The organism is Sediminibacillus terrae, assembly GCF_009602435.1.
GTDB classification, from domain to species: Bacteria; Bacillota; Bacilli; order Bacillales; family Amphibacillaceae; genus Sediminibacillus; species Sediminibacillus terrae.
In genome coordinates, this window is sequence record NZ_VZDQ01000024.1 from 207,810 (window position 1) to 224,870 (window position 17,061).

Below are 17,061 nucleotides of genomic sequence, written 5' to 3' on the forward strand. Positions count from 1 at the left end.
CCTCCCCGATCATATAAATTGAGTATAGCACCTAAAGAATTATATCGTAATGATTACGCTTTGTAAATAGTAATGGTTTCGTTTTATGATTGTTTTTTATTTGATGGTTGTTCATGAAACAACCAAACCGCTCCCGGGGAAGCATGTAAAAGCTTTTCGTTGTAGATTTATTTGCGCACCTGCTTAAAAGGAATCCGTTTTGTCCAGGAAAAAAGCCCAGGCAAAAGCTGCCTGAGCATTCCACGGAAACACTGTTTTCACTTTTCTTGCGTCAAGGAGCAATGGACACATCCGGTTCCAACTGTAATTCTACATTTCCCATTACTGCCCGGGAAATCATACAAGACTGCTCCGCCTTCTCGACTAGTTGTTTGGTTTTGGATAATTCCGTTTCCGAGCTTCCTTGTTTCAGAACAACGGACGGACGATGGATGATTTTCTTATAAGTGAAAACCCCTTTCGTCACATCCACAATACCCTCTGAGTTTAGATCCATATGCTCAAGGGGAAGACCTGCTCGCTCAATCATAGCGCCGAGTGTAATGATATAACAAGTCGCTGCAGCTCCCAATAACATCTCGTCCGGATTGGTCCCCACCCCCGGACCATCCATTTCCGGGGGAATGGATATCTCGGTTTTCAGGTTGCCTGCTTCTATGCGGCCGACCGTGTTCCTTCCCCCCGGCCAGTCTGCCTTCAAATGAAAAGAGTGCGTTGCCATCACAAACTTCCTTTCTATTGCGGAGTCTGTCCTTATTGTAAGGCGCCTCCTACATAATGTGGAAATAAAATGCCTATTCGCTCTTCTAAAAGACATTGAGCAACTTATCATTCTACTGATAAACCGAACACCAACAGACTAGAAGCATATTTCATTCATTGCCGAAAGGACAGCGAGTGAAAGTGACTCTTTCTTATTAGGTAGATTTCCTTTCATCCTATTGTGTATGAGTGCTCTTATCACTGCGGCAAGATACTGTGCTTTCGAAGCCATGCCCGCTTAAAGCGAAGGGCTTTACCGAATTCGATACTAGCCCCATCGTTGGGATAGGCAAGGACGGTTTATGATTTACCCAGTTTAATTCGATAGAAAAATCCGGAAAAGAAAAACCGAACGAGTCCGAATGTTTATGGTAATCGAATCATCGCTCGGTTTTTGCATTGAGCCCTATGCTTTTGTCCAAGCTTTATCTGACGTTTATGCTTGTTTTTCGGTTTCCTTGTTGCTGGATAAAAACCAGCCGGCGACAGCAATGGCAACAAGTACACCGTAGAAAATCAATTTCCAGATGGTAGAGTGGGCAAAGTCATGCGGCAACACATGAATGGCATCATGAGCAAGTACAGTAATCAGAAGCTTGACGCCTACCCAGCCGACAATGATAAAGGCGGCAATCTCCAAACCAGGACGATCATGCAACAGTTTCACAAACAAATTTGCGGCAAACCGCATGATAATCAATCCAATCATACCACCAGCGAATACGACACCGAACTGAGCACCATCCAGACTTCCGACATTCGGGAGATCGGTAGGAGGCAGTGCCACCGCTAGTGCTACTGCGGCAAGAATCGAGTCCACAGCGAAAGCGAGGTCGGCAATTTCCACTTTAAGGACCGTCGTCCAGAATCCACTTCCTTTTGCCTCTGCTGCAACTTCCTCCTCTTCGTTTCCACGTTTTGAAAGCTTATCATATAAGTGCTTGATAGCTATGAACAATAAGTAGGCAGCCCCAATTGCTTGTACTTGCCATACGTCGACCAGAAACGAAATGATGAACAACGAACCAAAACGAAGGACGAATGCACCTGCCAAACCATAGAACAATGCTTTTTTTCGTTTTTCGTCTGGTAAATGCTTGACCATGATTGCCAGTACGAGCGCATTATCTGCAGCCAAAATACCTTCCAGTCCTACTAAAACAATAAGTACCCAACCATATTCAATCAGTAATTGAAGATCCAATGTTAAAACAACTCCTCCTGTGTTTGCTTTTTTGGCCCAAATAAAAACGGCCTCCACCGTGACCCGGTAAAGACCATAAAAAGAGACCTTTACCCTGGTGGTAAAGGTCTCGCTAACAACGATGGTTGCCAATTAAGCCGGAGATTGACTCTCGAAATGACGACTTAAATTGTACAGCTACTCCCCTTTAGATGGTTATATCATAACATTCCCATCAGCAAAGTCAACAAATTTATCAGAAACTGGCCAACTTTGGCGGGAATGCCCTCCAGGACACAATTTTATCGTTGCCTGGAATAGTCTGCCTTATACATGACTTTACGCTTGGATCACCGCGTCGATTCGTTCTTTCATTTGCTGTTTCAGCTGTTCCAATAGCTGCTGGCTATCTTGCCTGCTTGAACTGGACACACCAAAGTAGCACTTGATTTTCGGCTCTGTACCAGAAGGACGGAGACATACCCAGCCGTCTTTATCCAGCAGGTACTTCACGACATTCTCTGCCGGAAGATCGATTTGCTCTGTCTTACCCGTTTGTATATACCGGCGTTCCGATGTTTGATAGTCTTCGGTTGCAATGACTCCCAGACCTCCGATTTCTGTAAGAGGGTTTTCTCTGATGTCCTCCATAATGGCGGCGATTTGCTCGGCTCCATCTTTCCCTTTCAATGTCAGGGAGGACATATCCTCGAAATAGAAACCGTGCTGCTCATAGAGCCCTTCCAATGCCTCCAGCAATGTTTTGCCTTTCTGCTTCCAATAGCTGGCCATTTCGCAAGCGATCATAGTGGATTGAACCGCATCTTTGTCCCGGACGAAATCGCCGATCAAGTAGCCATAACTTTCTTCATAGCCAAATAAAAACGATTCATCTGTCGATTCAAATCCTTTGATTTTTTCACCAATATATTTGAAGCCTGTCAATGTATCGATTGTTTCCACACCATAATGACTGGCTACTGTCCTGCCTAACTCCGTGGTGACAATCGTTTTGATCATTTTGCCATTCTGTCTGTCAGCTTCGCTTGTATGCGAAAGCAAGTAATCGAGCATCAATGTACCGAGTTGATTTCCAGTCAGCACTTGATAAGAACCGCTGCCATCTTTGACGGCCACACCCAGCCTGTCTGCATCGGGGTCGGTTCCGACAAGGATATCGGCATCCCGCTGCTTTCCCTGCTGAATTGCCAGCGTGAACGCTTGATGCTCTTCCGGATTTGGAGAATCGACGGTGGAAAATTCAGGATCTGGTTTCGCTTGCTCTTCCACGACGTGGACGTGTTCAAAGCCTAGTTGCTGCAGTCCATTCAGCACCATATCATGTGCGGTGCCGTGCAGCGGTGTAAATACAATTTGCAGAGAATTGTCGTTATCCTGCTCCTCCGGACTCATACGGGAGATAGTTTTCAGTTGCTCTAAATAGGCAGCATCTACTTCCTTCCCGATCCAGTTAAGCAATCCTTGCTCCTCTATTTCCTGCTGGCCGGCTACCGGGATTTCGAGTTCATTGTCGACATTCTGAACATTGGCAATCACTTCTGCCGCTTCGGCAGGAGGCATCTGGCCGCCATCTTCGTTATATACTTTAAAGCCATTGTACTCCGGCGGGTTGTGACTGGCCGTTATCATGATACCGGCAGCCGCCTGTAAATGCCGTACGGCAAAAGATAGCACCGGTGTCGGACGGAGCGATTCATACACGTATGCTTTAATGCCGTGCGCTCCGAGAACTCTGGCAGATTCAACAGCAAATTCCTGGGACTTATACCGTGAGTCATAGGCAATAGCCACACCGCGATCAGCATAGTCCGCGACATTTTCTTTTATATAGTTGGCAAGACCTTCCACCGCCTTGCGAATCGTATAAATATTCATCCGGTTTGTACCTGGACCCAGCATGCCGCGCATGCCGCCGGTGCCGAAAGTCAGCTCTTTATAAAAAGCATCCTCCAGCTCTTTCTCTGAACCCTGTATTTCTTCTAATTGTTTTTTTAAAGCGGGGTCGAGTTCGGGAAAAGTCGACCATTTATTATATGTAGTTCTCCAAGACATAAATATCCTCCTTCAGATAAATACCCATTACTAAAAAAAGCTTACCATAAAATATAGATTTCCTCTATTTATCCATAAAGAACATACCCGGTATCCGAAAGGTTTATTCATTCTTTTTCGGGACATCCTGAAAGATAGGACAAGAGACTGTCATGAGAAAATCAATTTTCTATTTTTACGGATTGTAACGATTCTGAACAAATCTAGTAAATTTTATTCAGTTCTCTCTTTTCTTTCTACAATTTATTATATAATGGAAAAAAACACTATTTATAAGGTTGTGGTCCCACTTGTCAATTTTCCAGAAAAAATGGGTTCAGGGTTTGATTGTAGCTATCCTGATCTTCATGCTTGTTTACTTGATTTCGATTACCAAGTTCATCTTTGCGCCCGTAGGGGCTTATCTACTTTCCATTGCTGTCCCGATTATCGGAGCTGGACTACTTTATTACATTACGATGCCTGTGGTACGCAGACTGGAGCAAATGCGAATACATAGAATTCTGGCAATCATCATCGTATTCCTGCTCATCATCGGCGTCATTTACTTAACATCCAACTTTATTGCGCCGATTGTGCAAGAGCAATTTACCAGACTTACTGACAACATACCGAAAATGGTGGAGAGCGGCGAAAAATTGATAGATAACTGGCGGGACAATCAAGATATGATTCCGAGTCAAATAGACTCCACGATCGAAAACATAACCAACAATTTAAATGATTATGCACAAAATTTCGTCGGTTTTTTGATTGATTTTCTCGGACAGTTGTTCGGGTTCTTGTTCGCCTTTGTACTGATACCGTTCTTCCTGTTTTTCATGCTGAAAGATGGGCACAAGTTTGTACCATTCATTTCCCAATTCTTAAGCACAAAGAAAGCAGACAGCTTCAGGCGTTTGGCCGACAGTATCAACCATACACTTGCTTCTTTCATCCAAGGACAGTTCATTGTCAGTGTGTGTGTCGGCTTCATGCTTTATATCGGTTATTTGATCATCCATCTTCCATATTCACTCACCTTGGCGTTGTTTGGATTGATCATGAATTTCATCCCGTTCGTCGGTCCCTTTTTATCGGCCATCCCCGCTGTATTGGTCGCCTTCTTCCAGGACCCGATGATGGCTGTCTGGGCGATACTGGTGATGGTGATTGCCCAGCAAATTGAAAGCAACTTGATTTCACCGAACGTCATGGGAAAAGTTTTGTCGCTTCACCCCCTGACGATTATTACATTGATTTTGGCTGCCGGCAGCATCGCGGGCTTTATCGGACTGTTGTTCATCATTCCTGCATATGCGGTGGTAAAGACAATCATCTCCCATTTCTATCATGAGTGGCAGAAAAAACAACCGCAGGATGACCAAAAAATCTTCTAATCGGGGTTTGATTTATAAGTAAGCATTCTTTTTAACTACTAAACTGCCAGGACAAACAGGCGTCAATCCGATGTTCCGCCTATAAGTTCGCAAAGGTGGCAAAAAGAACTGCAAAACAAAAAACGGCATGGTTCCGGTGCTTGACCGGAACCATGCCGTTTTTATCAGGAACGGAAACGACTGAGAAATGAATTCAATCGTTCGCTCTCCGAGTTTTCTAGTACTTGCTCTGGAGTACCCTGCTCAGCAATCCTGCCCTCGTCGAGGAATACGACCCGGTCGGCAATATCACGTGCAAAGTCCATCTCATGCGTAACAAGCACCATGGCCATTTCGCCTTCTCTGGCGATATCACGAATGACTTCCAATACTTCACCGACCAGCTCCGGATCGAGAGCAGAAGTCACCTCGTCGAACAACATGATTTTCGGACGCATTACCAACGCTCTTGCCATGGCCACCCGCTGTTTCTGACCGCCGGAAAGCTGGCTCGGATAATCGTCAAGCTTATCTCCCAGCCCTACCTTTTCCAACATTTCCACAGATCGCTGCCTGGCTTCCTTTTTAGGCACCCCTTTTACATTTATCGGAGCGACCATGCAGTTTTCCAGGATACTCATGTGCGGAAACAGATTGAAATGCTGAAATACCATGCCGATATCACCGCGGACCTGCCGCAAATGCTTTTCATTGGCAGGGACGAGCTCCCCGTTCTTTTCCATGTGCCATAAGTATTGGCCATCGACGACGATGGTGCCGGAGGTCGGCTGCTCCAAGGTCATCAGCATGCGGATGATGGTGGTTTTTCCGGATCCACTTGGTCCGATTAACGCGACTTTTTCTGCCGGAGCGATTTCCAAATCAATTCCTTTTAACACTTCCACCTCACCAAATGATTTGTGGACATCATTATATACTGCAATTGGTTTTGCCATCACGTGACAACTCCTTTATCTATTTTGCCTGTCGGGTTATTTTTGTCGAACCGGCGATTCATTCTTTGTTCAAGTTTGCGGAAAAGTACGGCTGTCGGATAACTCATCACAAGGAAGAATACTGCCACTAGCGTCAATGGCTCTAAATAGGCAAAGTTTTTCGAACCAAAGTTGTTTGCCATATGAAGCATTCCGGCAACACCGATCGTGGAAGTCAACGGCACTTCCTTGAACATGATGATCAAATAGTTGCCGAGCATCGGGATTGTCGGCGGGATTGCTTGCGGCAAAATGATTTTTGTCCATTTATCTTTTAACGAAAGGTTTAATGCAGTAGCCGCTTCCCATTGCCCTTTATCGATCGACTCAATGCCTGAGCGATAAATTTCAGCTATATACGTACTAAAGTGGACACCGAGACCGATGATTGCCACCGTGATTGGATCCAATGTCAAACCGACATACGGAACCATCGGCCATGCGTAATAAAGAAAAAACAATTGAACCAATGGAGGTGTCGAACGGATGAACTCCATGATGAACGCAATAATCATTTGCAAGGGCCTCCAAGGAATCCGGCGGACAAATGTCCAGACAAAACCGAACAACATGGCAAACAGATAACAGGCTATGGTGAGTCCTAGAGTAATCCACATCCCTTGAAAAATAGCGGGTAACGATTCAACTACATAATTCCAATTCCAAGTCATTCACTAGCCACTCCCTTCGATGATTGTTTTTCTGCCCAACGAGTAAGCCAAATCAACGGAAGCGCTAAAATAAAGTAAAAAATCAGAATCAGAATATACACAGTCGGCGCCAGTGACAGGTGCGTACTTCTGAAGACATCGCCATGATAAAGGATATCTGTCAGTCCCACCAGGGAAACCAGAGATGTAGCTTTCAGCATCTGAATCAGGTAGTTACCGAATTCCGGAAGCATCATCCGGACCGCCTGCGGCAAAATGACTAGCCGCATTCGTTGGAACCGTGACATATTCAGGGCTGTAGCAGCTTCTCTCTGCCCTTTGGCAACGGAAAGAATCGAACCGCGGACAATCTCGGACATATAAGCGCCATAGTTCATTGCTATAGCGATTACAGCAGCCCAGAAATCGGTGGCCAAATGGATATCGAAGAGTCCCGGAAGTGCATAATAAAACCAGAATAACTGGACAATCAAGGATGTTCCCCGGAACACTTCTACGTAAAAACCGGTGAATTTCCTTATGAAAATATTATTCGATAGTCTGCCGAACCCTGCGATAAAGGCAATTAAGTATGATAGAACCGCCGAAGCGATCAGTACCGTAACGGTTATGTTGATCCCTTGCATTAACTTGGAGAAGATTTCCGTAAGATCACTGATAAGGATTCACCCTTTCTTTACCGGGAAAAGCAGGCCCCCTGACACGAGGGGGCCTGCTTCACATTATTTTTTCTCCCCTATTATCCTTGACAAAGCTCTTCTGTCGTAATGTCTTCGGTAATGACATTGCTTTCTTCAGAAAAACCGAATGGTTCAATCAAACCGGCAATTTCGCCGTTATCTTTTAATTTTTGTAATTCTTCGTTGTAAGCTTCTCTTAAATCATCATTATCGGGATGGAATACTGCTGCTCCATAGCTTGGCACCCCTTCGATATCCGGCTGTTCAAAGCCTTCTACGAATTCCAGTGCATCTGTGTCGGCAGATTCCAGTGCCATTTTGATTGTCATTTCTGTACCCGTTGTTGCCTGGGCACGTCCGGATTCAACAGCGGAGAATGTAGCCGGGATATCCGGAGCTTCGGAAATTTGATCCTCGCTTACACCTTCCTGCTGAAGAAAATCGATCTCCGTTGCACCTGACATAACCGAAACAGTGATATCCTCGTTTTCAGCTATGTCCGAGTAACTGGTAATATTGTGCGGATTGCCTTTTTCCACGATGAGGCCTTCCCCATATTTAATTTCAGGTTCGCCGAAGTCTGCATTTTCACAACGTTCCGGGGTGATGGCCATACCTGCTGTAGCTACATCGAACTTACCTGCCTGCAAGCCTGGAATCAACTGGCTGAAATCGGCAAGCTGTCCTTCCACTTCATCGATACCGAGGTTTTTAAATACCTCTTTAGCGATTGCTACAGCTTCCCCTTTCAATTCTCCATCTTCCTCATAAGCGTAAGGCTTTTCGTTGGCAAAACCGATGGTCACTTTACCTGCATCCTGAAGTTCGGCCAGCTTGCCGCCTTCCCCTTCTCCACTGGCTTCACCGCCACTGCTGTCGTCAGAGCCACATGCCGCCAGTGCAAAAATCAACACTAAACCGAGTACTAAACCTGATAAGTATTTTTTCATTAACTAATTAAACCTCCCTGAGTTTCTTAAGTAAAAAAGCATTTGCTGTGCACTTGAGCAGACGCTTATTAAGTAAGTAAAAAACTTGTTATCCGTATGGATTTAACCTTCAGCTGAATGTCACGCGAGCAGAAACACCTCCACCACGGATAAAAGAAATGAAGCACAATTCGGAGAAATGCTTGGAGTGCCTATAGGCATATATATAACTTTATACCTAATATTTACATTCATCAATCTATGAATATTCTGATTAAATCGAGTCATACAGCATATAACCAGCTGATTCTGTTATAGCTCCAAGATGTTTATATTTGCTTGGATAAGATAGTAAATGCTTTAAAATTCTAATTAAACAGAAAATTGAATCCGGTTACGAACAGGGGCAACTAAACCAAAAAAAACAGGATTTTATCCGTTTCACCAGGACTCCGGCCATGCACTCAACGGGAAAAGGAATACTGCTTTTGAGTGAAGGTACATGCGGAACGCGAAGTACTTTGCCGGATAGGAGCGTTGCACGATTCACAAGAGAAGAGTAGAACGGTTTGCTTTTTTTCAATTGAAAAACCGAACAATTGTAAAATCGTTCGGTTTTATTTTGGTCACGTTGCTTTTATTCCAGGTTCTCCTTTTGGAGGGACGACCTGCTTTCCGCTTCAGTAACCTGCGCTGCTACTCATTCTGATACAGTGCAATCCCGTTTATCGGAAACTGTACATGACCGACTCGCCGACAGCTTGGTAGCCGATTTTTTGATAGATGCCATTGGAGGTAGGGTTCGCCTGATCTGTGTACAAACTGCAAAAATGATTTCCTTCATGAAGCAGTTTTTGAGAAAGGGCTGCGACAAGTGCCGTGGCATAACCATTCCGCTTGTAAGTGTCTGGTGTATAAACAGCGTTGATCGTCACGCCGTTTTTCGATTTTCTTGATTGATTGGCCATCGATACGGGCTGGCCGTCCACCACCCATAGATAGACGGAACGGGATGCAATAAAATCCTTGGCCATTTCTTCTGCCCGTTCCTCATCCATTGATACGTTTGCCTCTGTCCCAAACCCGATCAACCAGGCTTTAATCAACCCAACATCTTTTTCATCTGCAGACTGGAGGCGCCCGCTTCCTTTTTCTATCGAATTCACCTCATCCAGTCTGTAAATAAGCTGTTCCATTTCCATTTCTGCTTTTTTCCCTGTTAGCTGCCCCCATTCATTCACAAACGGCCGGACTGCTTCAGCAGGTCCCACTACACCGGGAATGTCAATGCCCTGTTGATGAAGTAGGCCGGCAATGAGCGTGAACATTTCTGGATGGACCGCTTCCATATCGGGAAGTATCAAATTGTGCGGCGGTGTTTGAAGAAAAACATATACCGGTTCATCTGACTCTTTAACCATCCCAAAATATGGGGCTGGGCTTTGTGCGCTTTCGTTTTCCTTCAGCCTGTTCAGAATCCCCAATCCCAGATTGTTGCAGGCTTCTCTAGCCAACAACAAGGGCTCTGCCTGTTCAAGAAAAGTGGTAATATCATCCACTTGCAAGACTTCCATCCCTGTTCCCCCTCTCATTCTTTCTAGTAGTTTAACCTATCTTCCAGGCTCTGCCCACTACTTTTTAGAAATCCTGTTGGTTGACGGAGACCACCTGCTGACATACAGTTTTATTAAAGGAGTGGTAATCATGACAAAAAAAGAAATCGAAAACCGGATCAGTGAATTAAAATCTGATTATATGCGTATTCAAGCCGACTTGGAGAAACTTGACTCGGTCGGAGGAAATACTGCCAATGCAGAGAGACAACTGGGTGATATGGAACAAGAACTGGCAAGTTTGAACAAGCAACTCGATGAATTGGATCAGTGAGGGGTTGTAAAGAACCGGGCGCAAAACTCAACCCATGGGTAAAACAACTTTAGGGTGAACAAAGCGAGATTCACTGACGATAAACGAACGAAATTCCCGAGGGTTTCTTTCAAGTCTCGCAAATTTAGTATACCGTTCTTCCATTAAAACAGAGCCTCTCGCCATGAAAAGCAGCAGCCCGATTGGACTGCTGCTTGATGTATGGTCAGTGTGTAATACTTTAAGATTTCATTTATTGATTGCCTTGTTCTTGATGTTGTTGATGTTGTTGATCGAGTTTTGCTTTTATTTTATTCACTTCTTTGCTGGGCGGTGTCAGACTGACCACTACATCTCCGGGCTCTGCCTTTAATTTAATTTCATCGGTATAATACTCGACATTTCCGGAGACGCGCAGGACAAACAATAATATGGTACCGTGGGCCCGGTCATCAAGATAATCTGGATATGTGTACTGATCGGTAATGTTCGTCTTTCTCATTACATAACCGTCATCGATCTTGCCACATAGCCCCTCCAATGAAATTTCCTCGGAAAACAAGACCCGGCCTGCGATCGTTGGGTCCAAGTCCTCCACCTGGTCTCCCCTTTCGGTTTGAATGCTCAGTTTGAACACATTGTTGCGGCCGAACGCCGGGACAAATGCCGTGGCAACCAAAGCATTGTAAGAATCGAATTCAGTAGCCGAAATCAAATAATCATATGGTGTCATATCAACACGGTAATCCGTCTGCTCCGACAATATCTCCCCGTGATGAAAGTTGACTCCGGCATTGCGTGCTTTGGAAAGGCGCTGCCAGGAGGAATCAGACACAATGGCCGGGATGTCCATATCCTTAAGGATTTTGGCCAACGCCACAGTAAAGCTGTTGCTTCCTATAATCATGGTCCCAGGGCGACCTTCTGCAGAAAGGTTCAGCTTTCCGGCCAGCCAACTGATAGAAAACCCATGGGCGACCACTGTGAAAAACACTAACGCAAAAGTGATCGAGGTCACCAGCGCCGCATCTTCATAACCCTCATCATATAAAATGGACGCAAAGTAGCCCGAAACAGTCAGCGCTACAATCCCCCTCGGTGCAATCCAGCCGACAAGCAGCTTTTCTGACTTGGACAAGTCGGTCCGAATCGTCGACAGGAAAATCGACAACGGCCGGACAATGAACAACATCAACAGTACATACCCGATGATTTCCGGCCTGAATATCTGGAGAAGCGTTCCTCTCGTCAGGGATGCTGTCAGCATGATAAAAATCGTTGAAATCAGCAAAATCGAAATATTTTCTTTGAAGTGCCGCATATCCTGAATGGACGAGATGCGGATGTTGGCCAGGGTCATCCCCATGGCAGTCACTGCCAGCAAACCTGTTTCATGTGTGATCTCATCGGCTATCGTAAAACAAGCGATTACCGCTGCAAAAACGAGTGGAGATTTTAAATACTCCGGAACATGACCGGTTTCGAACATCCATCCGATTCCTCTGCCAAACGCCCAGCCGAATATGACGGCAAACAGCGATGCCAGGAGGAAAAACAGCAAAGACAACAAGCTGTGGCCGGTATTGGTGAGAACCAGAATGATTTCCAGAGCAAAAATCGCAAGGAGCGGACCGATCGGATCGACAATGATTCCTTCCCATTTCAAGATTTTGGCGGGTCTTGGTTTCAGCTTCGACTGTCGCAATAACGGCAAAATCACGGTGGGACCCGTCACGATGAACACTCCGCCGATCACAAACGATACAGCCCAGGATAACCCGCCAACATAATGCGCTGTCAAGGAACCCAGTATCCAGGATAAGAATGCCCCAAAGGTGACAATCCGGAAAACAGGCCTTCCCAATCCCTTAATATCTTGTAGACGGAGATTCAGACTGCCTTCAAAAAGGATGATTGCCACAGCCACAGATATAATCGGCCGGTAAAGGTCTCCAAAATCCTCGTTCGGATTGATGATACCTAGCGCAGGCCCCACTAATAATCCGGCTACCGACATGACCACAATGGCGGGAAGACGGTAGCGCCAGGACAACCATTGAGAACCGACACCCAGCGCACCTATCAACATTATTTCTAATAAAAGGGAATCGCTCATGTAACTTCCACCCCTTTCTGCATTTAAATCGTACGATGGAAAAAGATATACCATAGTGTAATGCGGCTGGATTTCCATGTAAAACGGTTTGTTTCACGGCAGCAGGATTTTTGCATGAAAATCGCTTACGGCCACATCCCTCTTCTTTGTTCATTCAGGTATCATTGACAAATGGCTATCTCGTTGGTAGTATAGTTCTGCTTTTTCATATTTCAAAAAAATGCAACGTTTTTATTGATGATACAGCTCGTTCATTTGGTAAGAGCCTGCGTACGGAGGAATGCAGCTTGGTAAAACAGACATTTTTAATCGGTTTTATGCTATTTGCCCTATTTTTCGGGGCAGGAAACTTAATTTATCCCCCCACCTTAGGGTTGGAGGCAGGTACTTCCTTTTGGCCGGCCATGGTTGGTTTTATCTTAACCGGGGTCGGGCTGCCTATCCTTGCAATTGTTGCTATAGCCCTTATCAGTGATCGAACATCAGAATTGGGAAGCAAGGTCCATCCGTCTTTCGGCCTGTTGTTTACATCGATCATTTATTTGGCCATCGGGCCGTTTTTCGGCATCCCAAGAGCTGCCAATGTAGCTTTCGAGATGGGTGTATTTCCATCTGTCCAGGCCGGTGTAAGTCATACCTCGATATTGGTCCTGTTCACGGTTGTTTTTTTTAGTTTGGTCTATTGGTTCAGTCTCAATCCTTCCAAACTGGTCGATCGGATTGGTCAATGGTTGACTCCTGCCTTGTTGATGGCCGTGGCAGCGCTTTGTATCGGCAGTTTTTTCATGCTGCGTTCTCCTTCCAGCATACCAGGCGAAAAATATCATACAGCCCCTTTTTTCAGCGGGTTTGTGGAAGGATATTTAACCATGGATGCCATTGCCGCCCTTGCATTTGGGATTATTGTCGTAACAGCCTATAAGGACAGCGGGGTACAGGACAAAAAAACATTGGTGACCTCCACTTTAAAAGCAGGAATGATATCGGGGGCCGCCCTGACACTTGTCTACGGTTCGCTTGGATGGATAGGTGCCAAAATGGCTGCACAAGGCAGTTTCGATAATGGCGGCCAGATCCTGTCCAGCGCCACCCAGCTGGTTTATGGCAATTTCGGCCTATTGCTGCTCGGGCTTATTGTCGCGTTGGCTTGTTTCACGACTTCCATCGGATTGACAGTTGCCTGCGCTCAGTATTTTGCAAGAACTACCCGGTTTTCCTACAAGCAAATAGCAGCGATTGTCAGCATCGCCAGTTTTTTGATTGCCAACCTCGGCCTAAATCAAATTATCGCCATCTCTGTACCAGTACTTGTCGCCATTTATCCAATTGCCATCGTTTTAGTCCTGCTCACTTTTCTGGACAAGTGGTTTGAAGGATCGACGTCCGTTTATCGAGGTGCAATCCTGCTGACTGCTATAGTCAGTATCTACCAGGGGCTGACCGAATTCGGTTTGGAAATGAGCGCCGTACAACCGTGGATCGAACAGCTCCCGCTTTTCTCCGTGGGTCTCGGCTGGCTTCTCCCCGCCGTAATCGGCGCATCCATCGGCGGTTTTCTCGATCATCGTTGAGATATATTGTGTGCTTAAACATAGCTTGAAATATCGAACAGGGCTGCCCGCTGCAGGGCAGCCCTGTTTTCGTTGTCACGCTTTCCCGGCCGTTCCAGAAAAGACCCTCTCTCCTTTTGCCGCTCATACAGCAGGAGGTCATCATCCACTTATCCTGTATGTTGAAGTTTTTTGGAAACTTGTCAATAAATGCTCATTTTTCTAAGCATGTTGATAACTTCTCCCCTGATAATGGCAATATTAAACATCCTGGATACGAAATATTTAAAGATAGGCAATTCTCGTCTGTACAGAATCATGATAGGATAGTAGTATTGATTTTTTCAATTTGGAACTTAAAGAAAAGGATGAACACCATGATAATGGAAAAAGCCCAACACATACTTGAAGAATACTTTGGTTTTCCAAGCTTCCGGCCTGGCCAGCAAGCTGTGATCGAATACGTGACCAGTCAAAAAAACGCTCTGGCCATCATGCCGACAGGCGGCGGAAAATCACTTTGTTATCAAATTCCCGGGCTTGCCCTTGAAGGAACCGCCATTGTCGTTTCACCATTGATTTCACTGATGAAAGACCAGGTGGACGCCTTGTCCTCACTCGGCATTCCCGCCACCTATATAAACAGCACGTTAAGCACGGAAGAATTCCAGGAACGGATGCAGCAGCTGCGGGCCGGCAGCTACAAATTCGTTTATGCAGCACCTGAGCGATTTGAATCACCAACATTTATCGAGTCAATCAGATCAATCAACCTGTCCTTGATTGCGTTCGATGAAGCCCACTGTATTTCTCAATGGGGACACGACTTCCGCCCCAGCTACCGATCAATCGTGCCCACTTTAGCCAAACTGCCCAACCTTCCGGTAACCGTTGCCTTGACGGCCACCGCTACCGATGAAGTGAACTATGATATCCGCAGGCTTCTTGACATTGAAGACGATCATGTCATCAATACGGGCTTTGCCAGAGACAACCTTTCTTTTCATATCGTCAAAGGAAGCAATAAACGCGATTTTCTGCTTGATTATCTGAAGGAACGCCAGACAGAGTCAGGGATTATCTACACCTCAACAAGAAAACAAACCGATACGGTCCACCAGCTGCTCGAGAGCAAAGGATATGCGGCTGCTAAATATCACGCCGGTCTTTCCGAGCAGGACCGGAAGCAGGCACAGAATGCATTCATTCAAGATGAGAAAACGATTATTGTAGCCACCAATGCTTTTGGCATGGGAATCGACAAATCGAACGTACGTTATGTGATCCACTATGCTCTGCCGATGAATATCGAATCCTACTATCAGGAAGCAGGCAGAGCCGGCAGGGATGGAGAGCCCAGCGATTGCATTCTGCTCTTTTCCGGGCAGGATATCCAATTGCAAAAGTTTCTAATCGAGCAGTCCTTGATGGACGAAGAAAAAAAATCGAAAGAATATAAAAAGCTGCAGGCAATGGTCAATTACTGCCACACCCACAGTTGTCTGCAGACCTATATCCTGCATTATTTCAATGATTATTCTGCGATGGAAGACTGCGGTAAATGCAGCAACTGTCTCAACAGTGACAATCGGGAAGATATGACAAGAGAAGCCCAAATGGTCCTGTCCTGCATCAAGCGTATGGACGAAAGGTTCGGTGCCGGTTTAACGGCCAAAGTGCTGAAAGGATCAAGGGATAAAAAAGTAAAAGACTTTCAGTTTGATCAGCTGTCTACCTACGGACTGATGTCCCAATATACCGAAAAGGAATTGACCAATTTCATTCACTTCCTTGTGGCGGAAAATATTCTTACGACAGGGGACGACCGTTATCCGATACTTAAACTGACCAAACAGGCAAAAGAAGTACTGCAAGGCCGTAAGCAAGTATGGGTTCAAACTGGTTTTGCCAGAAGCACTTCCGCAGCCGATTATCATGAAGCTTTGTTCGAGGAGCTCCGACAGTTGCGCAAGCAGACAGCGATAGAAGAGAAAGTGCCACCTTATGTGTTGTTTTCTGACGCGACGTTAAAGGAGATGGCCCGTCATTTCCCTCAAACAAAAGAAGAGATGCTCCGTATAAAAGGGGTGGGGGAGAAAAAATTCGAACAGTATGGCGAACCCTTTCTTCAAGCAATTTTGCCATGGGCCGATAAAGTGGAGAAAAAACAAACAGAGAGAACATCTGTTGTTTCGAGCAAGGGGATGCTGGAAAAACGGGATAAAGATGATGACAGACCTAGTCACCTTATAAGCTATCAATCATTTGTGGACGGCTCTTCCCTTGCAGAGATTGCGGCCACCCGGGGAATTACCGAGCAGACGGCCGCCAATCATTTATTCAAAGCCTATGGGGAGGCTTATCCGCTAGACTGGGACAGGCTGTTTACAAAGTCGGAGGAAGAGGAAGTGCTTGCCGCCCGTCAGGAGCTGGATGAACCGAAACTGAAGCCGATCAAAGAAAGGATAGAGGCAGATATAAGCTACACGGCAATCAAGGCGGTGTTAATCAAACATGGCATTATGCTGAATCGCTAGCCATGTCTTTTTGTGAAGGATAAGCGCAAACGCCTGTTAAGAGAGGCTAAGTTCGTCACATCGTGTGGATCTCCTACAAGCTTAAACAATACCTCGAAGTGCAAACCAAATAGAAAAAGCACGCGGAGAAGCAGCACTTCCGCGTGCTTTTTCATCATGAAGTATTTTCAAATCCCTGTTGTTGTATCTTGGTTATGCCGTTCCTGGCAATCTTTGCAAAGCTTGATTTTCTCCTCTTGTCTTGTCGACAAGAGCTTTCCGCAGCTCGAGCACTTATGGAACTCATTAGCGTTCGACTGAAAGCCGGCCATCTCGCCTTCATTTCGTCTTACCATGGGGTA

At 45.6% G+C, this 17,061-nt stretch carries 14 protein-coding genes; 4 read left to right on the plus strand and 10 right to left on the minus strand.

Going from position 1 to position 17,061, the window contains the following annotated elements; all coding sequences use genetic code 11:
• Positions 1-271: 271 nt before the first annotated feature.
• From F6X55_RS12245 to F6X55_RS12255, 3 genes are all read right to left on the minus strand, one after another.
• Entirely contained in the window at positions 272-721 is a 450-nt protein-coding gene (locus F6X55_RS12245; protein WP_026570846.1) for an OsmC family protein, read from the minus strand.
• Between the two features lie 477 nt (positions 722-1,198).
• A complete protein-coding gene (locus F6X55_RS12250; protein ID WP_153463627.1) occupies positions 1,199-1,966 on the minus strand; it encodes a TerC family protein in 768 nt (255 codons plus the stop codon).
• Positions 1,967-2,284: 318 nt separating this feature from the next.
• Positions 2,285-4,018 carry a phospho-sugar mutase gene (locus F6X55_RS12255; protein WP_026570848.1) on the minus strand — a complete coding sequence of 578 codons (1,734 nt, stop codon included), beginning with the start codon at positions 4,016-4,018 and terminating at the stop codon, positions 2,285-2,287.
• A gap of 290 nt (positions 4,019-4,308) precedes the next feature.
• Here F6X55_RS12255 and F6X55_RS12260 point away from each other — a divergent pair, with 290 nt between their 5' ends.
• Positions 4,309-5,397 carry an AI-2E family transporter gene (locus F6X55_RS12260; RefSeq protein ID WP_321172285.1) on the plus strand — a complete coding sequence of 363 codons (1,089 nt, stop codon included), beginning with the start codon at positions 4,309-4,311 and terminating at the stop codon, positions 5,395-5,397.
• A gap of 164 nt (positions 5,398-5,561) precedes the next feature.
• Here F6X55_RS12260 and ehuA read toward each other — a convergent pair whose 3' ends face one another.
• The 5 genes from ehuA to F6X55_RS12285 all read right to left on the minus strand — a co-directional run bounded on the left by ehuA (position 5,562) and on the right by F6X55_RS12285 (position 10,225).
• Positions 5,562-6,332 carry an ectoine/hydroxyectoine ABC transporter ATP-binding protein EhuA gene (ehuA, locus tag F6X55_RS12265; RefSeq protein WP_026771916.1) on the minus strand — a complete coding sequence of 257 codons (771 nt, stop codon included), beginning with the start codon at positions 6,330-6,332 and terminating at the stop codon, positions 5,562-5,564.
• On the minus strand, positions 6,332-7,042 hold the full coding sequence (gene ehuD / locus F6X55_RS12270; RefSeq protein WP_026570851.1) for an ectoine/hydroxyectoine ABC transporter permease subunit EhuD: 711 nt from the start codon (positions 7,040-7,042) through the stop codon (positions 6,332-6,334). The genes ehuA and ehuD overlap by 1 nt, the downstream gene beginning before the upstream one ends.
• Positions 7,039-7,668: an ectoine/hydroxyectoine ABC transporter permease subunit EhuC gene (ehuC, locus tag F6X55_RS12275; protein ID WP_035426956.1), complete on the minus strand. Its 630-nt coding sequence runs from the start codon at positions 7,666-7,668 to the stop codon at positions 7,039-7,041. The genes ehuD and ehuC overlap by 4 nt, the downstream gene beginning before the upstream one ends.
• A 113-nt stretch (positions 7,669-7,781) precedes the next feature.
• On the minus strand, positions 7,782-8,672 hold the full coding sequence (ehuB, locus tag F6X55_RS12280; RefSeq protein WP_026570853.1) for an ectoine/hydroxyectoine ABC transporter substrate-binding protein EhuB: 891 nt from the start codon (positions 8,670-8,672) through the stop codon (positions 7,782-7,784).
• Positions 8,673-9,376: 704 nt separating this feature from the next.
• Positions 9,377-10,225 carry a GNAT family N-acetyltransferase gene (locus tag F6X55_RS12285; RefSeq protein ID WP_026570854.1) on the minus strand — a complete coding sequence of 283 codons (849 nt, stop codon included), beginning with the start codon at positions 10,223-10,225 and terminating at the stop codon, positions 9,377-9,379.
• A 130-nt stretch (positions 10,226-10,355) separates the two neighbouring features.
• On the opposite strand from F6X55_RS12285, the gene F6X55_RS12290 reads away from it, so the two are divergent.
• Complete coding sequence (locus F6X55_RS12290) at positions 10,356-10,538, plus strand: SE1832 family protein (protein WP_026570855.1); 183 nt, start codon at positions 10,356-10,358, stop codon at positions 10,536-10,538.
• Positions 10,539-10,770: 232 nt separating this feature from the next.
• Here the strand turns inward: F6X55_RS12290 and F6X55_RS12295 are convergent, their stop codons facing one another.
• Positions 10,771-12,633: a cation:proton antiporter gene (locus F6X55_RS12295; RefSeq protein WP_153463630.1), complete on the minus strand. Its 1,863-nt coding sequence runs from the start codon at positions 12,631-12,633 to the stop codon at positions 10,771-10,773.
• 287 nt (positions 12,634-12,920) lie between these two features.
• Between F6X55_RS12295 and brnQ the strand changes: the two genes are divergently transcribed.
• Positions 12,921-14,204: a branched-chain amino acid transport system II carrier protein gene (gene brnQ / locus F6X55_RS12300; RefSeq protein WP_153463633.1), complete on the plus strand. Its 1,284-nt coding sequence runs from the start codon at positions 12,921-12,923 to the stop codon at positions 14,202-14,204.
• A 356-nt stretch (positions 14,205-14,560) separates the two neighbouring features.
• A complete protein-coding gene (gene recQ, locus F6X55_RS12305; RefSeq protein ID WP_026771920.1) occupies positions 14,561-16,720 on the plus strand; it encodes a DNA helicase RecQ in 2,160 nt (719 codons plus the stop codon).
• Between the two features lie 167 nt (positions 16,721-16,887).
• Here recQ and F6X55_RS20075 read toward each other — a convergent pair whose 3' ends face one another.
• The gene (locus tag F6X55_RS20075) at positions 16,888-17,055 is read right to left on the minus strand and encodes a hypothetical protein (RefSeq protein ID WP_162832892.1); all 168 of its coding nucleotides are present in this window, start codon (positions 17,053-17,055) and stop codon (positions 16,888-16,890) included.
• Between the last annotated feature and the right edge of the window lie 6 nt (positions 17,056-17,061).

What these genes read in the sequence shown, in the direction of transcription:
- F6X55_RS12295 (WP_153463630.1), bottom strand. Translation starts at nt 12,633, where the DNA reads ATGAGCGATTCCCTTTTATTAGAAATAATGTTGATAGGTGCGCTGGGT.
- F6X55_RS12245 (WP_026570846.1), bottom strand. Translation starts at nt 721, where the DNA reads ATGGCAACGCACTCTTTTCATTTGAAGGCAGACTGGCCGGGGGGAAGG.
- F6X55_RS12255 (WP_026570848.1), bottom strand. Translation starts at nt 4,018, where the DNA reads ATGTCTTGGAGAACTACATATAATAAATGGTCGACTTTTCCCGAACTC.
- F6X55_RS20075 (WP_162832892.1), bottom strand. Translation starts at nt 17,055, where the DNA reads ATGGTAAGACGAAATGAAGGCGAGATGGCCGGCTTTCAGTCGAACGCT.
- ehuA (WP_026771916.1), bottom strand. Translation starts at nt 6,332, where the DNA reads ATGGCAAAACCAATTGCAGTATATAATGATGTCCACAAATCATTTGGT.
- ehuC (WP_035426956.1), bottom strand. Translation starts at nt 7,668, where the DNA reads ATGCAAGGGATCAACATAACCGTTACGGTACTGATCGCTTCGGCGGTT.
- ehuB (WP_026570853.1), bottom strand. Translation starts at nt 8,672, where the DNA reads ATGAAAAAATACTTATCAGGTTTAGTACTCGGTTTAGTGTTGATTTTT.
- F6X55_RS12290 (WP_026570855.1), top strand. Translation starts at nt 10,356, where the DNA reads ATGACAAAAAAAGAAATCGAAAACCGGATCAGTGAATTAAAATCTGAT.
- F6X55_RS12285 (WP_026570854.1), bottom strand. Translation starts at nt 10,225, where the DNA reads ATGGAAGTCTTGCAAGTGGATGATATTACCACTTTTCTTGAACAGGCA.
- recQ (WP_026771920.1), top strand. Translation starts at nt 14,561, where the DNA reads ATGATAATGGAAAAAGCCCAACACATACTTGAAGAATACTTTGGTTTT.
- ehuD (WP_026570851.1), bottom strand. Translation starts at nt 7,042, where the DNA reads ATGACTTGGAATTGGAATTATGTAGTTGAATCGTTACCCGCTATTTTT.